At 70.0% G+C, this 16,358-nt stretch carries 13 protein-coding genes; 2 read left to right on the top strand and 11 right to left on the bottom strand.

Going from position 1 to position 16,358, the window contains the following annotated elements; all coding sequences use genetic code 11:
- Position 1: 1 nt before the first annotated feature.
- Genes HS104_05475 through scpA form a run of 4 tightly spaced genes read right to left on the bottom strand, consistent with a single transcriptional unit; the run spans position 2 to position 6,650 of the window.
- Positions 2-2,668, bottom strand: a complete 2,667-nt coding sequence (locus tag HS104_05475) for a cation-transporting P-type ATPase (protein MBE7479419.1) — start codon at positions 2,666-2,668, stop codon at positions 2-4.
- Complete coding sequence (locus HS104_05470; protein ID MBE7479418.1) at positions 2,665-3,549, bottom strand: universal stress protein; 885 nt, start codon at positions 3,547-3,549, stop codon at positions 2,665-2,667. Before HS104_05470 ends, HS104_05475 begins: the two co-directional genes overlap by 4 nt.
- Entirely contained in the window at positions 3,512-4,495 is a 984-nt protein-coding gene (meaB, locus tag HS104_05465) for a methylmalonyl Co-A mutase-associated GTPase MeaB (GenBank protein MBE7479417.1), read from the bottom strand. The genes HS104_05470 and meaB overlap by 38 nt, the downstream gene beginning before the upstream one ends.
- A gap of 4 nt (positions 4,496-4,499) precedes the next feature.
- The gene (gene scpA, locus HS104_05460; GenBank protein MBE7479416.1) at positions 4,500-6,650 is read right to left on the bottom strand and encodes a methylmalonyl-CoA mutase; all 2,151 of its coding nucleotides are present in this window, start codon (positions 6,648-6,650) and stop codon (positions 4,500-4,502) included.
- Between the two features lie 207 nt (positions 6,651-6,857).
- On the opposite strand from scpA, the gene HS104_05455 reads away from it, so the two are divergent.
- On the top strand, positions 6,858-7,256 hold the full coding sequence (locus tag HS104_05455) for a CAP domain-containing protein (GenBank protein MBE7479415.1): 399 nt from the start codon (positions 6,858-6,860) through the stop codon (positions 7,254-7,256).
- Here the strand turns inward: HS104_05455 and HS104_05450 are convergent.
- From HS104_05450 to HS104_05440, 3 genes are read right to left on the bottom strand one after another with little or no spacing between them, the layout of a single operon-like run.
- Positions 7,219-7,698 carry a GNAT family N-acetyltransferase gene (locus HS104_05450; GenBank protein MBE7479414.1) on the bottom strand — a complete coding sequence of 160 codons (480 nt, stop codon included), beginning with the start codon at positions 7,696-7,698 and terminating at the stop codon, positions 7,219-7,221. The genes HS104_05455 and HS104_05450 overlap by 38 nt on opposite strands.
- The gene (locus HS104_05445; GenBank protein ID MBE7479413.1) at positions 7,695-8,498 is read right to left on the bottom strand and encodes a BtpA/SgcQ family protein; all 804 of its coding nucleotides are present in this window, start codon (positions 8,496-8,498) and stop codon (positions 7,695-7,697) included. The genes HS104_05450 and HS104_05445 overlap by 4 nt, the downstream gene beginning before the upstream one ends.
- A complete protein-coding gene (locus HS104_05440) occupies positions 8,495-9,340 on the bottom strand; it encodes an HAD family hydrolase (GenBank protein MBE7479412.1) in 846 nt (281 codons plus the stop codon). The genes HS104_05445 and HS104_05440 overlap by 4 nt, the downstream gene beginning before the upstream one ends.
- Before the next feature lie 103 nt (positions 9,341-9,443).
- Here HS104_05440 and HS104_05435 point away from each other — a divergent pair, with 103 nt between their 5' ends.
- Positions 9,444-10,304, top strand: coding sequence for a 2-oxo acid dehydrogenase subunit E2 (locus HS104_05435; protein ID MBE7479411.1), 861 nt, complete (start codon positions 9,444-9,446; stop codon positions 10,302-10,304).
- A gap of 2 nt (positions 10,305-10,306) precedes the next feature.
- On the opposite strand, the gene HS104_05430 is transcribed toward HS104_05435, so the two are convergent.
- Genes HS104_05430 through HS104_05415 form a run of 4 tightly spaced genes read right to left on the bottom strand, consistent with a single transcriptional unit; the run spans position 10,307 to position 16,196 of the window.
- Positions 10,307-12,211, bottom strand: coding sequence for a type IIA DNA topoisomerase subunit B (locus tag HS104_05430; GenBank protein MBE7479410.1), 1,905 nt, complete (start codon positions 12,209-12,211; stop codon positions 10,307-10,309).
- Positions 12,212-12,216: 5 nt separating this feature from the next.
- Positions 12,217-14,637 carry a DNA topoisomerase IV subunit A gene (locus HS104_05425; protein ID MBE7479409.1) on the bottom strand — a complete coding sequence of 807 codons (2,421 nt, stop codon included), beginning with the start codon at positions 14,635-14,637 and terminating at the stop codon, positions 12,217-12,219.
- 36 nt (positions 14,638-14,673) lie between these two features.
- Positions 14,674-15,873, bottom strand: a complete 1,200-nt coding sequence (locus HS104_05420; protein ID MBE7479408.1) for a hypothetical protein — start codon at positions 15,871-15,873, stop codon at positions 14,674-14,676.
- A 47-nt stretch (positions 15,874-15,920) separates the two neighbouring features.
- Positions 15,921-16,196 carry a septum formation initiator family protein gene (locus tag HS104_05415; GenBank protein MBE7479407.1) on the bottom strand — a complete coding sequence of 92 codons (276 nt, stop codon included), beginning with the start codon at positions 16,194-16,196 and terminating at the stop codon, positions 15,921-15,923.
- Positions 16,197-16,358 lie beyond the last annotated feature (162 nt).

The raw sequence follows: 16,358 nt of genomic DNA, 5'->3' as shown, positions 1-16,358 counted from the left end.
CTCACGCCCGCGCGCGCAGGCGCTTGCTCAGTGTGTCGATCGCAAAGAACAGCGGAAATCCGAGGGCGGCGAGGGCGACGAATCCCGAGGCCACCGGGCCGGTGCCGATGGCGCGGCAGAGCGGCGGAAAGTACAGCACCGCCCAGGCGAACGCGAGCTCGACGCCGACGCCGACCACGAAGAACGGGTTGGCGAGGAGTCCTCGATCCAGCCCCGAGCGCCGCTCGTAGCGCCGGCCCACCAGGTTGGCGATCTGCACGAAGATCACGCTCACCAAGGTGATCCCCGTCGCCCCCCGGTAGAGCGGATCGCTCGCGTCGGGGATGCTGCCGAAGCGCCAGCCACCGGCGAGGAGCACGGTGAAGAACATGGCCATCGCCCAGAGCGCCTGAATCACGCCCAGGAACAGGTAGCTCCGGAGGAGGAGGGAGCGGCTGAGCAGGCGCCCCCGGGCGCCGCGCGGCGGGCGTTTCATCGCCTCGCCGTCGGGTGGCTCCCGGCCGAGGCCCACGGCGGGGATCAGATCCGTGCCCAGGTCGATGGTCAAGATCTGGATCACCGTCAGACCAAGCGGCACCGGCAACGCCACGTAGGCCAGGAACGGGACGATCTCCGGCACGTTGCTGGCCAACACGTAGCTCGTGAACTTCTGCACGTTGGCGAAGACGGCGCGCCCTTCCTCGATCCCCGCCACGATGCTGGCGAAGTTGTCGTCGAGCAGCACGATCTGCGCGGCCTCGCGCGCGACATCGGTCCCTGCCAGGCCCATCGCGATGCCCACGTCCGCCGCGCGCAACGCCGGCGCGTCGTTCACGCCGTCGCCCGTCATCGCTACGAGCAGCCCCAAGCGCTTGAGCGCGCTGACGATCTTGAGCTTCTGTTCCGGGGTGGTGCGGGCGAACACCCGCACCTCGGCGCCCAGGAGCCGCATCAGCTCGTCCTCGCGCAGCTTCTCCAGGGCCTCGCCGGTCACCACCGCGTCCGCGGGCGACCGCGCCGGCAAGATCCCCGCGCGCTCGGCGATGGCCCGCGCCGTGTCAGGGTGATCGCCGGTGATCAAGATCACTTTCACACCAGCGCCACGACAGCGCGCCACCGCGTCGGGCACCTCTGCACGCAGCGGGTCTTCCAGGCACAGGAACCCGAGCAGCGTGAGCCGGGCCTCGAGGTCGACCTCCGTGTGCCCGACCTCCCCGGGCCCGAGCGATCGCGCGGCGACGGCGATCACGCGGAGACCCCGCGAGGCCAGGCGGTGCACCGTCGCGTCGCACTCGTCGAGGCTCGCGCTGTCGGCTGCGACGTTGCCCGAAGCACGATGGACCTGGGCCAGGTGGGGCCGCACTACCTCCCACGCGCCCTTGATGACGAAGCGCTGCTCGGCCCCGAGCACCACCACGCTGGCCGCCCGGCGGCGAGCCACGTCGAAAGGAAGATGGCGCACGACTTCCGTGGCCAACTCGAGCGGCGCGCCGCCGGAGAGCTCCAGCGCACGCGCCGCGGCCACGTCGAGCGGATCGCCGGTCAAGACGCCCTTCTGCTGGTGAATCTCCGACGCCCCGACGGCAGCTTCGAGCACCCCACGGGCCGATTCACCTTCGAGGGCTTCCCCGCTCGCGGCGTCGACGACCCCGACCACGGTCAGCTCGTTCTTGGTCAAGGTGCCGGTCTTGTCCGTGCAGATCACCTCCACCGCGCCGAGCGCCTCGACGGCGTTCAGGCTCTTGACCAGCACCTTCCGCTTCGCGAGTCGGAGCCCGCCCATGGCCAGGGCCAGGGTCAGCGTCGGCAAGAGCCCTTCGGGGACGTTGGCGACGATGATGCCCAGCATGAACACGATGTTCGTCCAGAGCGGGCGCCCGGAGGCCACGCCGTAGGCAAAGAACCCGAGACCCATCACCACCGCGATCGCCGTCACGACGCGGACGGTGCGACCGACTTCGGTCTCGAGCGGCGTGGGCGGGCGGCGCACCTCGACGCTGAGCGCAGCGATTTTGCCGAACTCGGTGCGCCGCCCAGTCGCGAAGACGACGGCCTCGGCGGATCCGCGAAGCACCGAGCAGCCCGCGAACGCGACGTTCGGCGCGTCCACGAGCCTGCCGCCGGCGGCCGGCTCGTGGGAGAGGGTCTGGTGGCGAGACTCGCCGGTGAGCGGCGCGTTGTTCACCAGGAGCCCGCGCGAAGCGACGACACGCGCGTCCGCAGGGATACGGTCGCCTTCGGAGAGCAAGACGAGATCCCCGAGCACCAGGTCCGCGATGGGCACCCGAAGCTCGCTGCCGCCGCGTCGCACGCTGATCTCCTGGGGCAGGAGCTCGGAGAGCGCCTGCATCGCGCGCTCGGCGCGCAGCTCTTGGGCGAAGCTGAAGAGCGCGTTCAGGAGCGCCACGCCGACCAGCGCCCAGCCGAGCACCGCCATGCCCTCACCGGGCTGCATCTGGTCGGCGACGAAGCAGAGCAGCGCCGACACGTCGAGCAGCAGGGCGAACGGGTTGACGAGCTGCTTGCCGAGACTCCGGAGCCAAGGCAGGCCGGGCGCCGCGCTGAGCACGTTGCGACCGAGCTCGCCGAGGCGCCGCTCGGCCGTGGACGGGTCGAGCCCCGAGCGCGAGCTCGACAAGAGCGCGAACACCTCGTCGACTTCCAGGTTGTGGATCTGCCGCGCTTTCACCGGCCGCTCCGATACACGGCGACGTCGCAGGGAGCGTCGCGCAGCACCTGCTCGATGGGGTTGCCGTAGACGAGCCGATGGGGAAGCGAGCGTTCGGAGGCGCCGAGGCAAATCAAGCGAGCCCGATGCTTGCTGGCGTGGACGAGGATCTCCTTCGGGACGTCGTCGGAGACGACCACGCTCGAATCGAGGGCGAAGCGACGCGCCTGGAGGCCGGCGCGGAGCTCGCTCTCGACGGCGTGCACGAAGCGCCGTCCCTCGCCGAGGAGCCGCTCCGCGGAGCGGGCGTCGAGGGCACGATAGCGCAGGCGGGAGACCTCGCGCACGAAGAGCACGTGCAGGTGGACGAGGCCCGGGTCGAGATGGTCGAGGAGCGGGATGGCTCCCGCCGCGCCGCGCGGATGCCCGGAGAGCGGGAGCAACACGCGCTCCGGGTGCCCCAACGTCCCGGGGTGGACGACTCGGAGCGCCACCACGCCACACGAGGCGCGGGCGAGCAGCTCTGCGCTGACCGTGCGGGCGAGGTAGGCCAGGTTGCGCGGGCGCTGGCGCGTCCCCGCGATGATCATGCCCGACTTTGCGCTGGGGGCGCGGGCGAGGATCAGCTCGGCCACCGACTGTCCCTGCCGAGGCACGAGCTCGACCTCGAGGCTCACCCCAGCCACGCGGCACTCCCCCTCGATGCGCGCGAGGCGGGGCGCGACGACGGGGTCTCCCTCGTGGACGTGGACCAGGCGCAGGCGCTTGCTTGCAGACGCCGCGGCGAAGCGCACCGCGTAGTGCGCCACCCAGTCGCCGTTCAGGCTGCCGTCGTAGGCGAAGAGCAGCAGGGTCCCCTCCCCTTCAGCGCGAGCGGAACACGGCCAAGAGCCGGCGCGCACCCTCCGTCGGCGTGATGGCCCCGCTGCCGACCAGCGCTTCGATCTCGGGGGCCGCCTGCTGCACGACCGGGCTCTCCCAGAGCTCGGCCTCGAGCGTCTCGCGCACCAAGCTCGAGAGCCAGGTCTTCTGTTGCGCCCGCCGCCGCTCGGCGAGCCGTCCGGTCTGCTCGAGGAAGCGCCGGTGCTCTTCCAAGAGCGACCACACCCCGTCCACGCCGCGCGCTTCCAGGGCGCTCAGCGTGGTGACCCGTGGCACCCAGGGCGCATCGTCGCCGCGGAGCAGGCGGAGCGCGCTCTTGTACTCGGCGGCAGTACGCTCCGCGCGGGCAAGGCCCTCGCCGTCGGCCTTGTTGATGGCGATCACGTCCACCAGCTCCAGGATTCCGCGTTTGATGCCCTGAAGCTCGTCGCCAGCGCCGGCCAGCGCCAAGAGCAGGAACGAGTCCACCATGCTGGACACCAGGTGCTCGCTCTGGCCCACCCCCACCGTCTCCACCAGCACCACGTCGAAGCCGGCGGCCTCGCACACCAGGAGCGCCTCGCGCGTATGCCGGGCCACGCCGCCCAGAGCGCCGGCCGCCGGGCTCGGCCGGATGAACGCCTCGTCGCGAGCCGCGAGCCCAGGCATCCGGGTCTTGTCCCCCAGGATGCTCCCGCCGGACACCGCGCTCGACGGATCGACCGCCAGCACGGCGACGCGGCGCCCCGCCTGGATCAGGTAGAGGCCCAGCGCTTCGATGAAGGTGCTCTTGCCGGCACCAGGCACGCCGCTGACGCCGACCCGAGCGGCGTTGCCGGTGGATGGCAGCAGGCGCTCGAGCAGCCGCTGCGCCGCCTCCTGGTGGTCGGCGCGGGTGGACTCGACCAGGGTGATCGCCTTCGCCAGCGCGCGGCGCTCGCGCCCGAGCACGCCTTTCGCCAGCTCCTCGAGCTCCCCGGGAGTCACGCCATCACCGAGCTCTGCGCGACTGGATCACGTCGAGCACCTTGGCAGCCGAGATGGGCACCGGCGTGCCCGGGCCGAACACCGCGGCCACACCCGCCTGCTCGAGCGCCGGGTAGTCCTGCGCGGGGATCACGCCGCCGCACACCACGGCGACGTCTGCGGCGCCGGCGCGACGGAGCTCGGCGATCAGCTCCGGCACCAGCGTCAGGTGCCCTGCGGCCTGGGTCGAGACGCCGATGGCGTGTACGTCGTTCTCCACCGCCTGGCGCGCGACCTCCGCCGGCGTCTGGAACAGGGGGCCGACGTCCACGTCGAAGCCCGCGTCCGCGAACGCCGTGGCGATCAGCTTCGCGCCGCGGTCGTGCCCGTCCTGGCCCATCTTGGCGACCAGGATGCGTGGCCGGCGCCCTTCGGACTTCAGGAACTGCTCGATGCGCTCACGCAACGCCCCCCACTTCGGGTCGCTCTGGTAGTAGCTGCCGTACACGCCGGAGATGCTGCGCGTCTCGGCTTGATGGCGGCCCCAGACGGCCTCCAGCGCCGACGAGATCTCCCCGACGCTGGCCCGCGCGCGAGCGGCGACGATGCTGAGCCCGAGCAGGTTCCCTTGCCCGGACTCGGCGGCCTGGCGGAGCGCGGCGAGCGCGACATCGACTGCCTTGCCGTCACGACTGCTGCGGACCTTCTCGAGCCTGGCGATCTGCGAGGTGCGCACCGCCGTGTTGTCCACCACCCGAACCTCGATGGGCTCCTCGTTCTCGACGCGGTACTCGTTCACGCCGACGATCACGTCGGCGCCACGGTCGATGCGCGCCTGGCGCCGCGCCGCAGCGTCCTCGATGCGCAGCTTGGGCATCCCGGCCTCGACGGCTCGGGTCATGCCACCGAGCGCTTCGACCTCTTCGATCAGACTCGACGCTCTCTGCGCCAAGGCGTGCGTCAGGTGCTCCATGAAGTAGCTACCCGCCCACGGGTCCACCACCTGCGGGATCCCGGTCTCGTGCTGGATCACCAGCTGCGTGTTCCGCGCGATGCGCGCCGCGAAGTCGCTGGGCAGCGCAATGGCCTCGTCGAACGAGTTGGTGTGCAGGCTCTGGGTGCCGCCGAGCACGGCGGCCATGGCCTCGATGGTGGTGCGGATCACGTTGTTGTGCGGGTCCTGCTCGGTCAGGCTGACGCCGCTGGTCTGGCAGTGCGTGCGCAGCATCATCGAGTCCGGCTTCTTGGGCTCGAAGTGCCGCTTCATCAGCGTGGCCCAGAGCAGGCGCGCCGCCCGCAGCTTGGCCACTTCCATGTAGAAGCTCATGCCGATGCCGAAGAAGAAGGACAGTCGCGGCGCGAAGCTGTCGATGTCGAGTCCCTTGCCGAGCGCGGCGCGCACGTACTCGAGGCCGTCGGCGAGCGTGAACGCTAGCTCCAGATCGCAGGTCGCGCCGGCCTCCTGCATGTGATACCCGGAGATCGAGATCGAGTTGAACTTCGGCATCCGCTTCGCCGTGTGCTCGATCACGTCGGCCACGATGCGCATCGAAGGCGCCGGCGGGTAGATGTACGTGTTGCGGACCATGAACTCCTTGAGGATGTCGTTCTGGATGGTCCCGGTGAGCTCGGCCTCGGGGGTCCCCTGTTCCTCGCCGGCCACGACGAACATGGCGAGCACGGGCAAGACCGCGCCGTTCATGGTCATGGACACGCTCATCTCGCGGAGCGGAATGCCGTCGAACAGGATCTTCATGTCCTCGACGGTGTCGATGGCCACGCCGGCCTTGCCGACGTCGCCGACGACCCGCGGGTGATCGCTGTCGTAGCCACGGTGGGTGCAGAGGTCGAAGGCGACGCTGAGGCCCTTCTGCCCGCCGGCCAGGCCACGGCGATAGAAGGCGTTCGACTCTTCGGCGGTGGAGAAGCCGGCGTACTGCCGGATGGTCCAGGGACGGCCGGCGTACATGGTCGCCTTGGGGCCGCGGACGAAGGGGTAGTCGCCGGGGATGGTGTCGGTGAAATCCAGACCTTCGACGTCCCTCCGGGTATAGAGCGGCTTCACGTCGAGGCCTTCGGGCGTGTGCCAGGTCAGGCTCGCCGGGTCCTTGTCGCGGAGCTCGCGCTTGGCGAGCCGTTGCCAGAGCTCGAGGTCGGCAGGGCGCTTGGGATCCATCGAGGAGGCTTCTTACCACCGACTTTTCCAGATCGCTCGGTCCGGCCGATCCTCGTGTAAGATTTGCGGATGCGTGAGCTCTGCTGTTTCGCCTTGGCCCTCGTGCTCCTGGGCTGCGGCTCCAACGACGACGACGGGGGCGGCGGGGGCGCCCCCGGAGGGAGCTGTGACAGCGCGGGCACGAGCCCAGCGGCGTTCGAGTGCAAGATCGTCGAGCTCGTGAACCAGCACCGCGCCGCGGGCGCGACCTGCGGTGGCAACGCGATGCCGCCCGTCGGAAAGCTGACCATGCACTCCACCTTGCGCGCGACGGCCCGTGCTCACGCCGCGGACATGGCGCAGAAGGGCTACTTCGCTCACGACAACCTGGAGGGCAAGTCTCCCTTCGATCGCATGAGCGAGGCCGGTTATCAGTGGAGCACGGCGGGCGAGAACATCGCGGCCGGTAGCCCGACGCCGGAGGGCGCCATGGACCAGTGGATGAAGAGCCCCGGCCACTGCGCGAACATCATGAAGGCCGAGTTCGAGGACATCGGCGTGGGCTACGCGGCGCAAGACGGCAGCAAGTTCACTCACTACTGGGTGCAGAACTTCGGAGCCCAGTAGCGTCGAGTCGCCTCACGAAGCGCTGCGCGACCCGGGTGAAGCCCAGGGAGACGTAGAACTCGTGGGCCTCGCGCCGGTGGTCGCTGCTGGTGAGCTCGAGCCGATCGGCGCTCCAAGCTCGGGCGCGGGCCTCACAGGCCGCGACCAGGAGCCGGCCCACACCGCGGCGGCGCGCTGCCTCCGCCACCACGAACGCGGTGATTCGCGCGATGGGTCGCGCCTCTTGAAGCAGCGGGATCAGGTGCAGGCTGGCCAAGCCCACCGGGGTGCTCCCGATGACGGCGACCAAGCTGACATCCGCCGCCGATGCCGCGAGCTCCGCCAGGCGTTCCCGGACCTCGCTCGGAGTCCGCGAATACCCGAGCTGCCGCAGCAGCTCGGCGAGCGCGTCGTCGTCGCTCGCGTTGGCCTCGCGCACGCGCGGCGCCGGCTCTCGCGTCATCCCGCCGCCCGCATCAGCGCCCGCACTCGCTCGAGCTCCACCGGCTCCGCCACCCTGCCCTCGCGCTTGAGGCTCGTACCGACGATGGCGCCGTCGGCGACGCGCAGCAGCGCGGCGATGGTCGCGGCGCCAGCGCCACTGCCGACCAACAGCGGCCGATCCGGCACCGCCGCGCGAACGCGTTCGAGGCGCTCGAGGCTGGTCGCCTCACCCGTGCCGCTGCCGGTCACGATCAGGCCGTCGGCGAGCCCGCGGTACGCCGTGTCCTTCGCGCTCTGGACCAGGTCGAACCCGGCCGGCGGCGTCGCGTGCTTGACGGCGACGTCAGCCAGGATCTCCACGCTCGCACCGCTCGCCGCACGCTCGCGCAGGGTCTCGTGCGCGCGCCCCTCGATGCTCCCTTGATCGGTGAGCATGACCCCCGTGTGCACGTTCACGCGGATGAAGTCGGCGCCGATGGCGGCGGCGATGGCCAGCGCAGCTCGGGCGTCGTTGCGCAGCACGTTCACGCCGAGGAGCGGTTCGGCGCCGACCGCGACGCGCAGCCGTTCGCCGAGCACGGCCATCTCGGCGATGGTGGCCGCCGGGACGCGATCGCCGAAGAACGGGGCGTCGCCGAAGTTCTCGACCACGAACCCGTCGAGCCCGCCGCTCATCAGAGCCTCCGCGTCGGCGAGGGCTCGCCCGAGCACTGCCCCGCGGCTCTCGAAGCGCGGGCTGCCGGGCAGCGGCAAGAGGTGGATCACGCCGAGCAGGACCTTGTCGCCGGCGCGAGCCCGAGCGCCGATCGAACGCGTCATATCCCGACTCGCTCGAGCACCGCGTCCAGCGTCTCGGACAGCCCGCCCAGCGCTGCGTCCTCGACGAATCGGCGTTCGTAGTCGGGTGTGGTCTCGCCCACGATCAGGTGGATGGAGACGCCCAAGTGGAACGGCATCGCCAGGTCCAGCTCGTAGATGTCTCCGACCAGGAGTGTGCGCTCCGGACGCGTGCCGGTCTGATCCCAGATCCCGCGCAAGACTTCGTAATAACGCCCCCGACGCAGGTAGACCGGACGCGGCAGGCCAGCGAGCGCCTGCGTCTCGGGCAAACCGGCGAACGTGCCGTCGACGCCCACGGGCTCCTCGATGAACGCCTTCCTCGCGTTGCCGCGCACCGTGGGCAGCCGGGCCGCGGCCGGGAGCAGGGAGCGAACCTTGCGTGTCACCGCCTCCGTTCCGGAGTTGGTGACGACGTAGACGGGCACGCCGGTGTCCAGCAGGCGCTCGAGCACGAGCTTCGCCCCGGGACGAAACACCGTCGCCGAACGCTCGTAGCTCTGCCCATACAGCTCGGAGAGCGCCCGCTCTCGCTCGGCCGGATCGAGGTAGGCGCCGAAGCGGTCCATGAGCATGCGCGCCACCGTGGTCGAACGGATGTAGGGATCCGCGTTGCCCGGGGCGACCAGCTTGCCCTGGAACAGCCAGCCGTACTCCGCTGGTCGCGCGCGCACCGTAGCCTCGCACTCGCTCCAATCCGCGGCGATGTCGCGCCCCAGGCGCTCGGCCAGATCGGCGCGGTAAGCCTCGACGAAGGGCGCGCCCTCTTCCTCGGCGAGGGTGAACGTTCCGTCGAAATCCAGGAGCACGCAGTCGAAGCGCATGGCGCGTGAGGGCGCAGCCTAGCACTGCCGGAAATCCGGCGGAAATACCTGCTCGTCGATAGTCCGCCCGCCGCAGCCGGACGGGGGGCATGATCGCCTCGGCATGCCTCTCTTCGGCCGCTCCGACGGGGATCTGGTCAAGGACCTGCCGCCCGTGCGCCGGATGATCCCCTACCTGATGCGCTCGCGCACCGGCGCGGTCGTGTTCCACGACACGGTGTACGAGATCGGGCGCGCGCGCGCCTGGGTCGAAGCGTTCAACGCCGCGCGGCCCGAGCGCCCCAAGGCGACGCTGTTCCACCTGCTCATCTGGGCCGCTGCGCGCGCGCTGCACGCGCGTCCCGGCCTGAACCGCTTCGTCTCGGGCTCGCGGGTCTATCAGCGTCGCGAGGTCAGCATCTCGTTCGCCGCCAAGCGCGGGTTCTCCGACGACGAGCCGATCGTCACGCGCAAGCACGGCTTCGCGGAGGGAGTGTCCTTCGCAGACACGGTGGAGCGCCTCACCAGCGGCGTGCGCGACGTGCGCGCCGGCAAGCAAGACCGCGCGGACAAGGAGATGAAGCTCGCCCTGATCCTGCCGGGCTTCTTGCTGTCACTGGCGGTCCGCCTGCTCATCTGGCTCGACCACGTGAACCTCTTGCCAGTCTCGATGATCCGCCCGGATCCGATGTTCGCCAGCTTGTTCTTGGCCAACCTGGGCTCCGTGGGCCTGGACCGCGTGTCGCATCACCTCTACGACTACGGCAACGTCAGCTTGTTCGGCGCCATGGGCACGAGCGGCCCGCGAGTAGTGGTCGGGGAGGACGAACAGCCGGCGGTGCGCGACACCGTGGAGATCCGCTGGAGCTTCGACGAGCGCATCAACGACGGCTTCTACTGCGCAGCGTCGCTCGGGCTGGTCAAAGAGGTCTTCGAAGATCCGGAGCGGATCTTGGGCGATCCCGCCGCAGTCACCCCGTCCTGAGCTCAAACGTCCAGCGCCTCGGCCTGGTCCGCCCGGTCCATGATGAAGTGGAAGCGCGCCTGCGGGTCCTTGCCCATCAGCTCGTTGACGACGCGGTCGGTGGCGAGCGCGTCGGCCACGTCGATCTTCATCAGCCGGCGCGTCTTCGGGTTCAGCGTGGTCTCCCAGAGCACCTTGGGCATCATCTCGCCCAGGCCCTTGAAGCGCGTGATCTCGGGCCGAGCGTTGCCCCGAGCCTTCTCCTTCAGGATACGCTCCTTGTCCGCGTCGTCGGCGGCCCAGTGCGTCTCCTTGCCGATGTCGATGCGGTAGAGCGGCGGCACGGCCACGAACAATCTGCCTTGACGGATCAGCTCCGGCAGGTGGCGGTAGAAAAAGGTCAGGAGCAGCGTGGTGATGTGGTGCCCGTCGCTGTCGGCGTCGGCGAGCAGCACGACGCGCTCGTAGCGCAGGCGGCCGATGTCGAAGCTCTGCCCGACGCCACAGCCCAGGGCGGTGACGAGATCGGCGATCTCCTTGTTCTCCATCACCTTGCCCAGGGCCATGCCCTCCGTGTTGAGCACCTTGCCGCGGAGCGGGAGCACGGCCTGCGTATTGCGGTCCCGCCCCTGCTTGGCGCTGCCGCCGGCGCTGTCGCCCTCCACGATGAAGAGCTCGGTGTCCCGCCGGTCACTCGCGCTACAGTCGCTGAGCTTGCCCGGCAGCATCGTGCGCCCGCTGGTCGCAGTCTTGCGCGTGACGGCCTGACTGGCCGCGCGCGACGCCTCGCGGGCCCGGGCGGCCAGGATGATGCGAGCCACGATCTGCTCGGCCGTGCTGCGGTTCTGGTTCAGCCACTGCTCCAGCGACGGACGCACGGCGCCGTCCACCGCGGCCTGCACCTCGGGGTTGTTGAGCCGGTCCTTGGTCTGGCCCTGGAACTGCGGATCGGACACGAACACGCTGAGCACGCCGGTCAGGCCCTCCCGGATGTCTTCGGCGCTGAGCGTGACGCCACGCGGCGTCAGGTTGTGCGTCTCGATGTAGTTGCGCACGGCCTTCACCATGCCGGAGCGGAAGCCCATCTCGTGAGTGCCGCCGGAGCCGGTCGGGATCCCGTTCACGTAGCTCTTGAGCTGCTCCTCCGTGGACTCGGTCCACTGGAACGCGAGCTCGAGCCTGAGCCCATTGTCCCGGAACAAGGAGAAGGGCTGCTCGTGCACGGCACGCGCCCCACGCTCCCTGACGATGCGGGTCAGGAACTCCGCGATGCCCTCCGGGTGGTGGAAGGACTCCTTCGTGCCGTGGGTCTCGTCGGCGAAGCTGACCGTGAGGCCTTTGTGCAGGTAGCTCGCGATTTCGAGCCGCTCGCGCATCAGCTCGGGGGAGAAGTCCGTCTTGGGGAAGATCTCGGGATCCGGGCGGAAGAACACGGTGGTGCCGCTACCCCGAGCCTTGCCGACCTTGGTCAACTTGCCGACGGGCTTGCCACCCTGGAACTCCATACGGTGCTCGGCGCCGTCGCGCTTGACGGTGGCGACCAGGCGCGCCGAGAGCGCGTTCACGACGCTGGCGCCGACGCCGTGCAGGCCGCCGGCCGTCTTGTAGCTGTCGTGCTCGAACTTCCCGCCCGCGTGCAGGGTGCAGAAGATGATCTCCAGCGCCGTCTTCTTGTGCTTCGGGTGAACGTCCACCGGCACGCCGCGGCCGTCGTCGCTCACCGTGACGCTCTGCCCGTCCTTGTGCAACGTCACCGTGATCTGGCTGGCGAAGCCGTTCATCGCCTCGTCTACCGAGTTGTCGACGATCTCCCAGACCAAGTGGTGCAGTCCGGCGCTGCCGACGCCGCCGATGTACATGCCGGGGCGCTTGCGAACGGGCTCGAGGCCCTCGAGCACCGTGATGTCCTTGGCGGAGTAGGTCGGCATGCGCGTCAGCCGCTCCCTTCTTCGAACGTGGGTGGCGCCGGCGGGGGCTGGAAGACGGGCTCGAGCAGCGCACCGCGCTTCATCACCTCGCGGCCCTTGCCCCCGCGGCTCGAGAGCTCGTACTTGCTGGGCGAGATCTTCTGCTCGCCGCCCAGGCTCGTCTTCATCACCAGACCCTCGCTGTCCTCGTCCACGGCGCGGAAACCGACGAGCTTGTCGCCCTTGTCGAGCTTGATCAGGAGCACGCCCTTGCCCGGCCCCGAGAGGTAGTTGACCTCCTCGACTTTGCACAAGAGCGCGCGCCGCGCGGCCGTCGCCGCCACCAGGGTCTCGTCGCCGTGGACGGCGTAGACACCCACCACGGTGGCGTCCCCGGCCGGCTTGGCGAAGCGGCGGCCGGCCCGAGTGCTGGGCTCGACGAACGGCGACAGGCCGAAGGAGAGCACGTAGCCGTCGCTGGTGGCCGCGCAGGCGTAGGTGGCCGGAAAGTAGCCTTCCTTCTCCGCGATGTCCCCGGTAAGGCGCGGGTCGAGGGAGAACATGGCCACGATGCTCTCGCGGTCCTTGAGCTTGAACAGCTTCTGGATGGGCTCGCCGTAGCCGGTGGTCGCCGGCACGTCGGCGATGCGCGCGGTGTACACCGTGCCGAAGCTGGAGAAGAACGCCACCGTCGCCCGGGTCGAGCCCGCGACGCACGCCAGCACCTGGTCGCCTTCCCGGACGCGCGTCGCGCTCGGGTCCTTGATCTCCTTCTGGCGCTTCACCCAACCGTCGCGGGTGATGAGCACGTGGTTGTCCTCCGCGATGATCAGGTCTTCCGCCGTGAGCTCCGGCTCCGCCGCCACCTCTTCGATGATGGTGCGGCGCTTGGAGGCCTTGCCGAACGTCGCCGAGACCTGCTCCAGCTCCTTCCTCACGATGGCCCAGCGCCCGCGGCTCTCGGCTTCGTTCAGGAGCTTCTTGATCTCGCGGACGCGCTTCTGCTTGTCCTTGAGCTCGTTCTCGATGACCAGGATCTCCAGGCGCGCCAGCCGGTAGAGCTTGAGCTCGAGGATTGCGTCGGTCTGCTCCGCGTCGAGCTTGAAGCGCGCCATGATCTTCTGCGCGGCGTCGGACTTTCCCTCGCTCTTGCGGATGATGCGCAAGATCTCGTCGAGAGCGTCGAAGATCGCGGCGAAGCCCTCGAGGATGTGGATGCGGCGCTCGAGCGCCTCGAGCTCGTGGCCGAGGCGCCGAGTCACCACCTCCAGCCGAAAGTGCAGGAAGTGCCAGAGGATCTGCGCCAGATCCAGCCGCTCCGGCCGGCCCACCTCGGGATTTTCGGTGGGCACCAGGCAGGTGAGGTTGACCGCGAAGTTCGTCTGGAGCGGCGTCTGCTTGTACAGGTAGGCGAGCGCCTTGTGCTCGTCGGCGTCGCGCTTGAGCACGAGCTCGATGCAGACGTCGTCGGTCGAGACGTCGCGTACGTCGGTGATCAGCGGCATCTTCCGGCTGGTCACCACCTCGGCGATGCGCTCCACCAGCTGCGCCTTGTTCACCGCATACGGGATGCTGGTGATGAAGAGCCTCTTCTCACCGCGGGTCACGGGGCCGAGCTTCCAGGTACCGCGCACCTTGATCGTGCCCTGCCCGGTCTCGTAGATCTGCTTGATCTCCTCGGTGCTCGAGACGATCTGCCCCCCGGTGGGGAAATCCGGACCCTTGATGGTGCGGCACAGCTCCCGTGCGCTCAGCGTCTTCTTCTCGACCAGAGCGTCCAGGAGCCGGATGGCGCCGGCGCACACCTCTTCCAGGTTGTGCGGGGGGATGTTGGTGGCCATGCCCACGGCGATGCCGGTGGCGCCGTTGACCAGCATGACCGGCACCTTCGCCGGCAGGACGACCGGCTCTTCCTTGGTCCCGTCGTAGTTCGGGCGGAAGTGTACGGTGCTCTGCTCGAGCTCGCCGAGCAGCTCCGACGAGATGGCCGTGAGCCGGCACTCGGTGTAGCGCATCGCCGCAGCCGGATCGCCGTCGAGCGAGCCGAAATTGCCGCTGCCGTCCACCAGCGGCTCGCGCAGCGAGAAGGGCTGCGCCATGCGCACCAGCGCGTCGTAGATGGCCGCGTCACCGTGCGGGTGGTAGTTGCCCATCACGTCGCCGACGACCTTGGCGCACTTGCGGTGCTTGGCGTCGTGGGTGATGCGCTGCTGCCACATCGTGTACAGGATGCGCCGCTGCACCGGCTTCATGCCGTCGCGCACGTCCGGGAGCGCGCGGGCGGTGATGACGCTGAGCGCGTAGCTCAGGTACTTCTCCTGCGCGACCTCGTGGAGCGGCGCGTGCTCCTCCGGCCGCGAGAGTCCCAGCTCGAGCTGGCCGCCGCGACCGCGACCGCGACGCGGGGGCTCGCCGCCGGTTTTTCCTGATTTTCTCCGGGTCGCCACCGCGACGACGCTGCTAGCCCGTTCAGCGCGAGGCTGTCAACCCCCGCGCTTCCTCTCGCGCAGGATCCGCTCGAGTACCTGCTGGGCGCGGGCCGCGATGGCGTCGGCGTGGCGGCTCGACTCGGCCGACCGAGCCAGGCCCGCGAGGACCAGGCAGATGGGCACCCGCTCGCCGAGGCGAACCGGGACCGCGTACAGCTCGCGGGCTCCGACCCAGCTCCGCAGCTCGCGGTGCAGCTCATCGTCGGGGAGGCGACCCAAGAAGTGGCCGTGCGCTTCTGCTGCCGCGACGATCGATTGGCGTGCCGCAGGGAGCCACAGGCCGAGCGCTGCCGGGTCCGGCGGCTCGGCGGCGCGCGCCTCGTGCCCCTTGCCCCGCGCGGCCAGCACGAGCACACGCTCGGCCAAGGGCCCGGCGATCACGGACATCTGCTGCACCAGGTCGTCTGCGCTCTCCGCGCGGTCGAGGAGCGAAAGATCCGGTTCGCGGGGAAGGGCGCGGGGGGCGGGCTCGGGCGGCGGCGGGACCTTGGAACGAACCAGGCCGATGACCTCGGTGCCGGTCTCGTCCAAGCCGAGCGGCATGCTCTCTCGCGTCGAGCCGACTCCCGGGTTGGTGTCCACGCGCGAGCGAGCGGGCTCGATCGAGCGACGAACCAGCGGAATGGGCGGCCAGCTCTGGTGCTCGCTCGGGCTCTCGGCCGGGCGCCCTTCGGCAGTGACGCGGTAGGCTTGCCGAAACGCCGGGGACGACTCGCGCCGCACCACGCGGGTGCCGAACGCCGGCGTCCGCGTGCTCCTGACGGCGGCCCGATCGCGCTCGTCCAGCCAGCGGTCCAGCGCCAGCAAGAGCTCGCCGAGCGGAGCCCGCACGATGGAGACCGGTGCCCCCAGTTGGTGTGACAGCTCGATGCCGACCGCAGGATCGAACGGATCGACCGCAGCGACCTCGACGGTCCCGGCAGGCGAGCGCCCGATCGGCACCGCCAGCAGGCGCTCGCACATACCGGTCGGCAGGTGCTCGCTCAGCTCGAGCGAGACGCTGACCGTCGACAGGACCGGGCCGCGCGCGCGCCCGAGCTCGCGGTCCACGAGATCGGCCGTGTCCGGGCCGCGCGTGACCAGCGCCTGCACGAAGGGCACGCCGAGCGCCACGGCATCCGTGAGCGCCGCGTAGATCTCCTCCGCCGGCACGACGCCGGTTTCCAGCAGACGACGCGCCAGCTCCGCGCTCACACCCCCGAGCGAACACCGACGAACCCCAGGCCGCAACTGGGTCGCGCTCAGTCCTTGAACTGGAACACGACCTCGGTCTGGCGGATCAGGCCGAGCTCGTCGCGCGCCACCCGCTCGACCGCCGCAGGATCGTCCTTGATGCGCTTCACCTGGGCCCTAAGCTCGGTGATTTGCTGGCTCAGCCGCGAGATCTCCTCGTCGGCCTTGGCGCGCTCCTGGCGCAGCGCGCTGAGCCTCCCGAGCCCGGTCGGGGACAGGATCAGCACGGGAACCGCGACCACGGCCACCACCAGGATGGCGAGCGGCAGGACCCGCTCGAGCAGGACGGCTCGCGAAGACACGCGCACGAGCCTTCTCACGAGCCGCCGCACCGGTCCAGAAAGCGGGGTCGGAGACCCCTCCCCGACGCGCCGCGGCACGCCATTTTCTTTCGCTCTTCCGCGTGCTTTTCCCTGCGGGCTTTGGCTATCATGCCCCGCCGCCGG

Source organism: Polyangiaceae bacterium (assembly GCA_015075635.1).
GTDB lineage: Bacteria > Myxococcota_A > Polyangia > Polyangiales > Polyangiaceae > JADJKB01.
This window is presented reverse-complemented; position numbering and strand designations above follow the sequence as displayed.

Excerpts from the sequence above, each read along its gene's own strand:
- scpA (MBE7479416.1), bottom strand. The coding sequence starts at position 6,650 with ATGGATCCCAAGCGCCCTGCCGACCTCGAGCTCTGGCAACGGCTCGCC.
- HS104_05450 (MBE7479414.1), bottom strand. The coding sequence starts at position 7,698 with ATGACGCGAGAGCCGGCGCCGCGCGTGCGCGAGGCCAACGCGAGCGAC.
- HS104_05445 (MBE7479413.1), bottom strand. The coding sequence starts at position 8,498 with ATGACGCGTTCGATCGGCGCTCGGGCTCGCGCCGGCGACAAGGTCCTG.
- HS104_05440 (MBE7479412.1), bottom strand. The coding sequence starts at position 9,340 with ATGCGCTTCGACTGCGTGCTCCTGGATTTCGACGGAACGTTCACCCTC.
- HS104_05435 (MBE7479411.1), top strand. The coding sequence starts at position 9,444 with ATGCCTCTCTTCGGCCGCTCCGACGGGGATCTGGTCAAGGACCTGCCG.
- HS104_05430 (MBE7479410.1), bottom strand. The coding sequence starts at position 12,211 with ATGCCGACCTACTCCGCCAAGGACATCACGGTGCTCGAGGGCCTCGAG.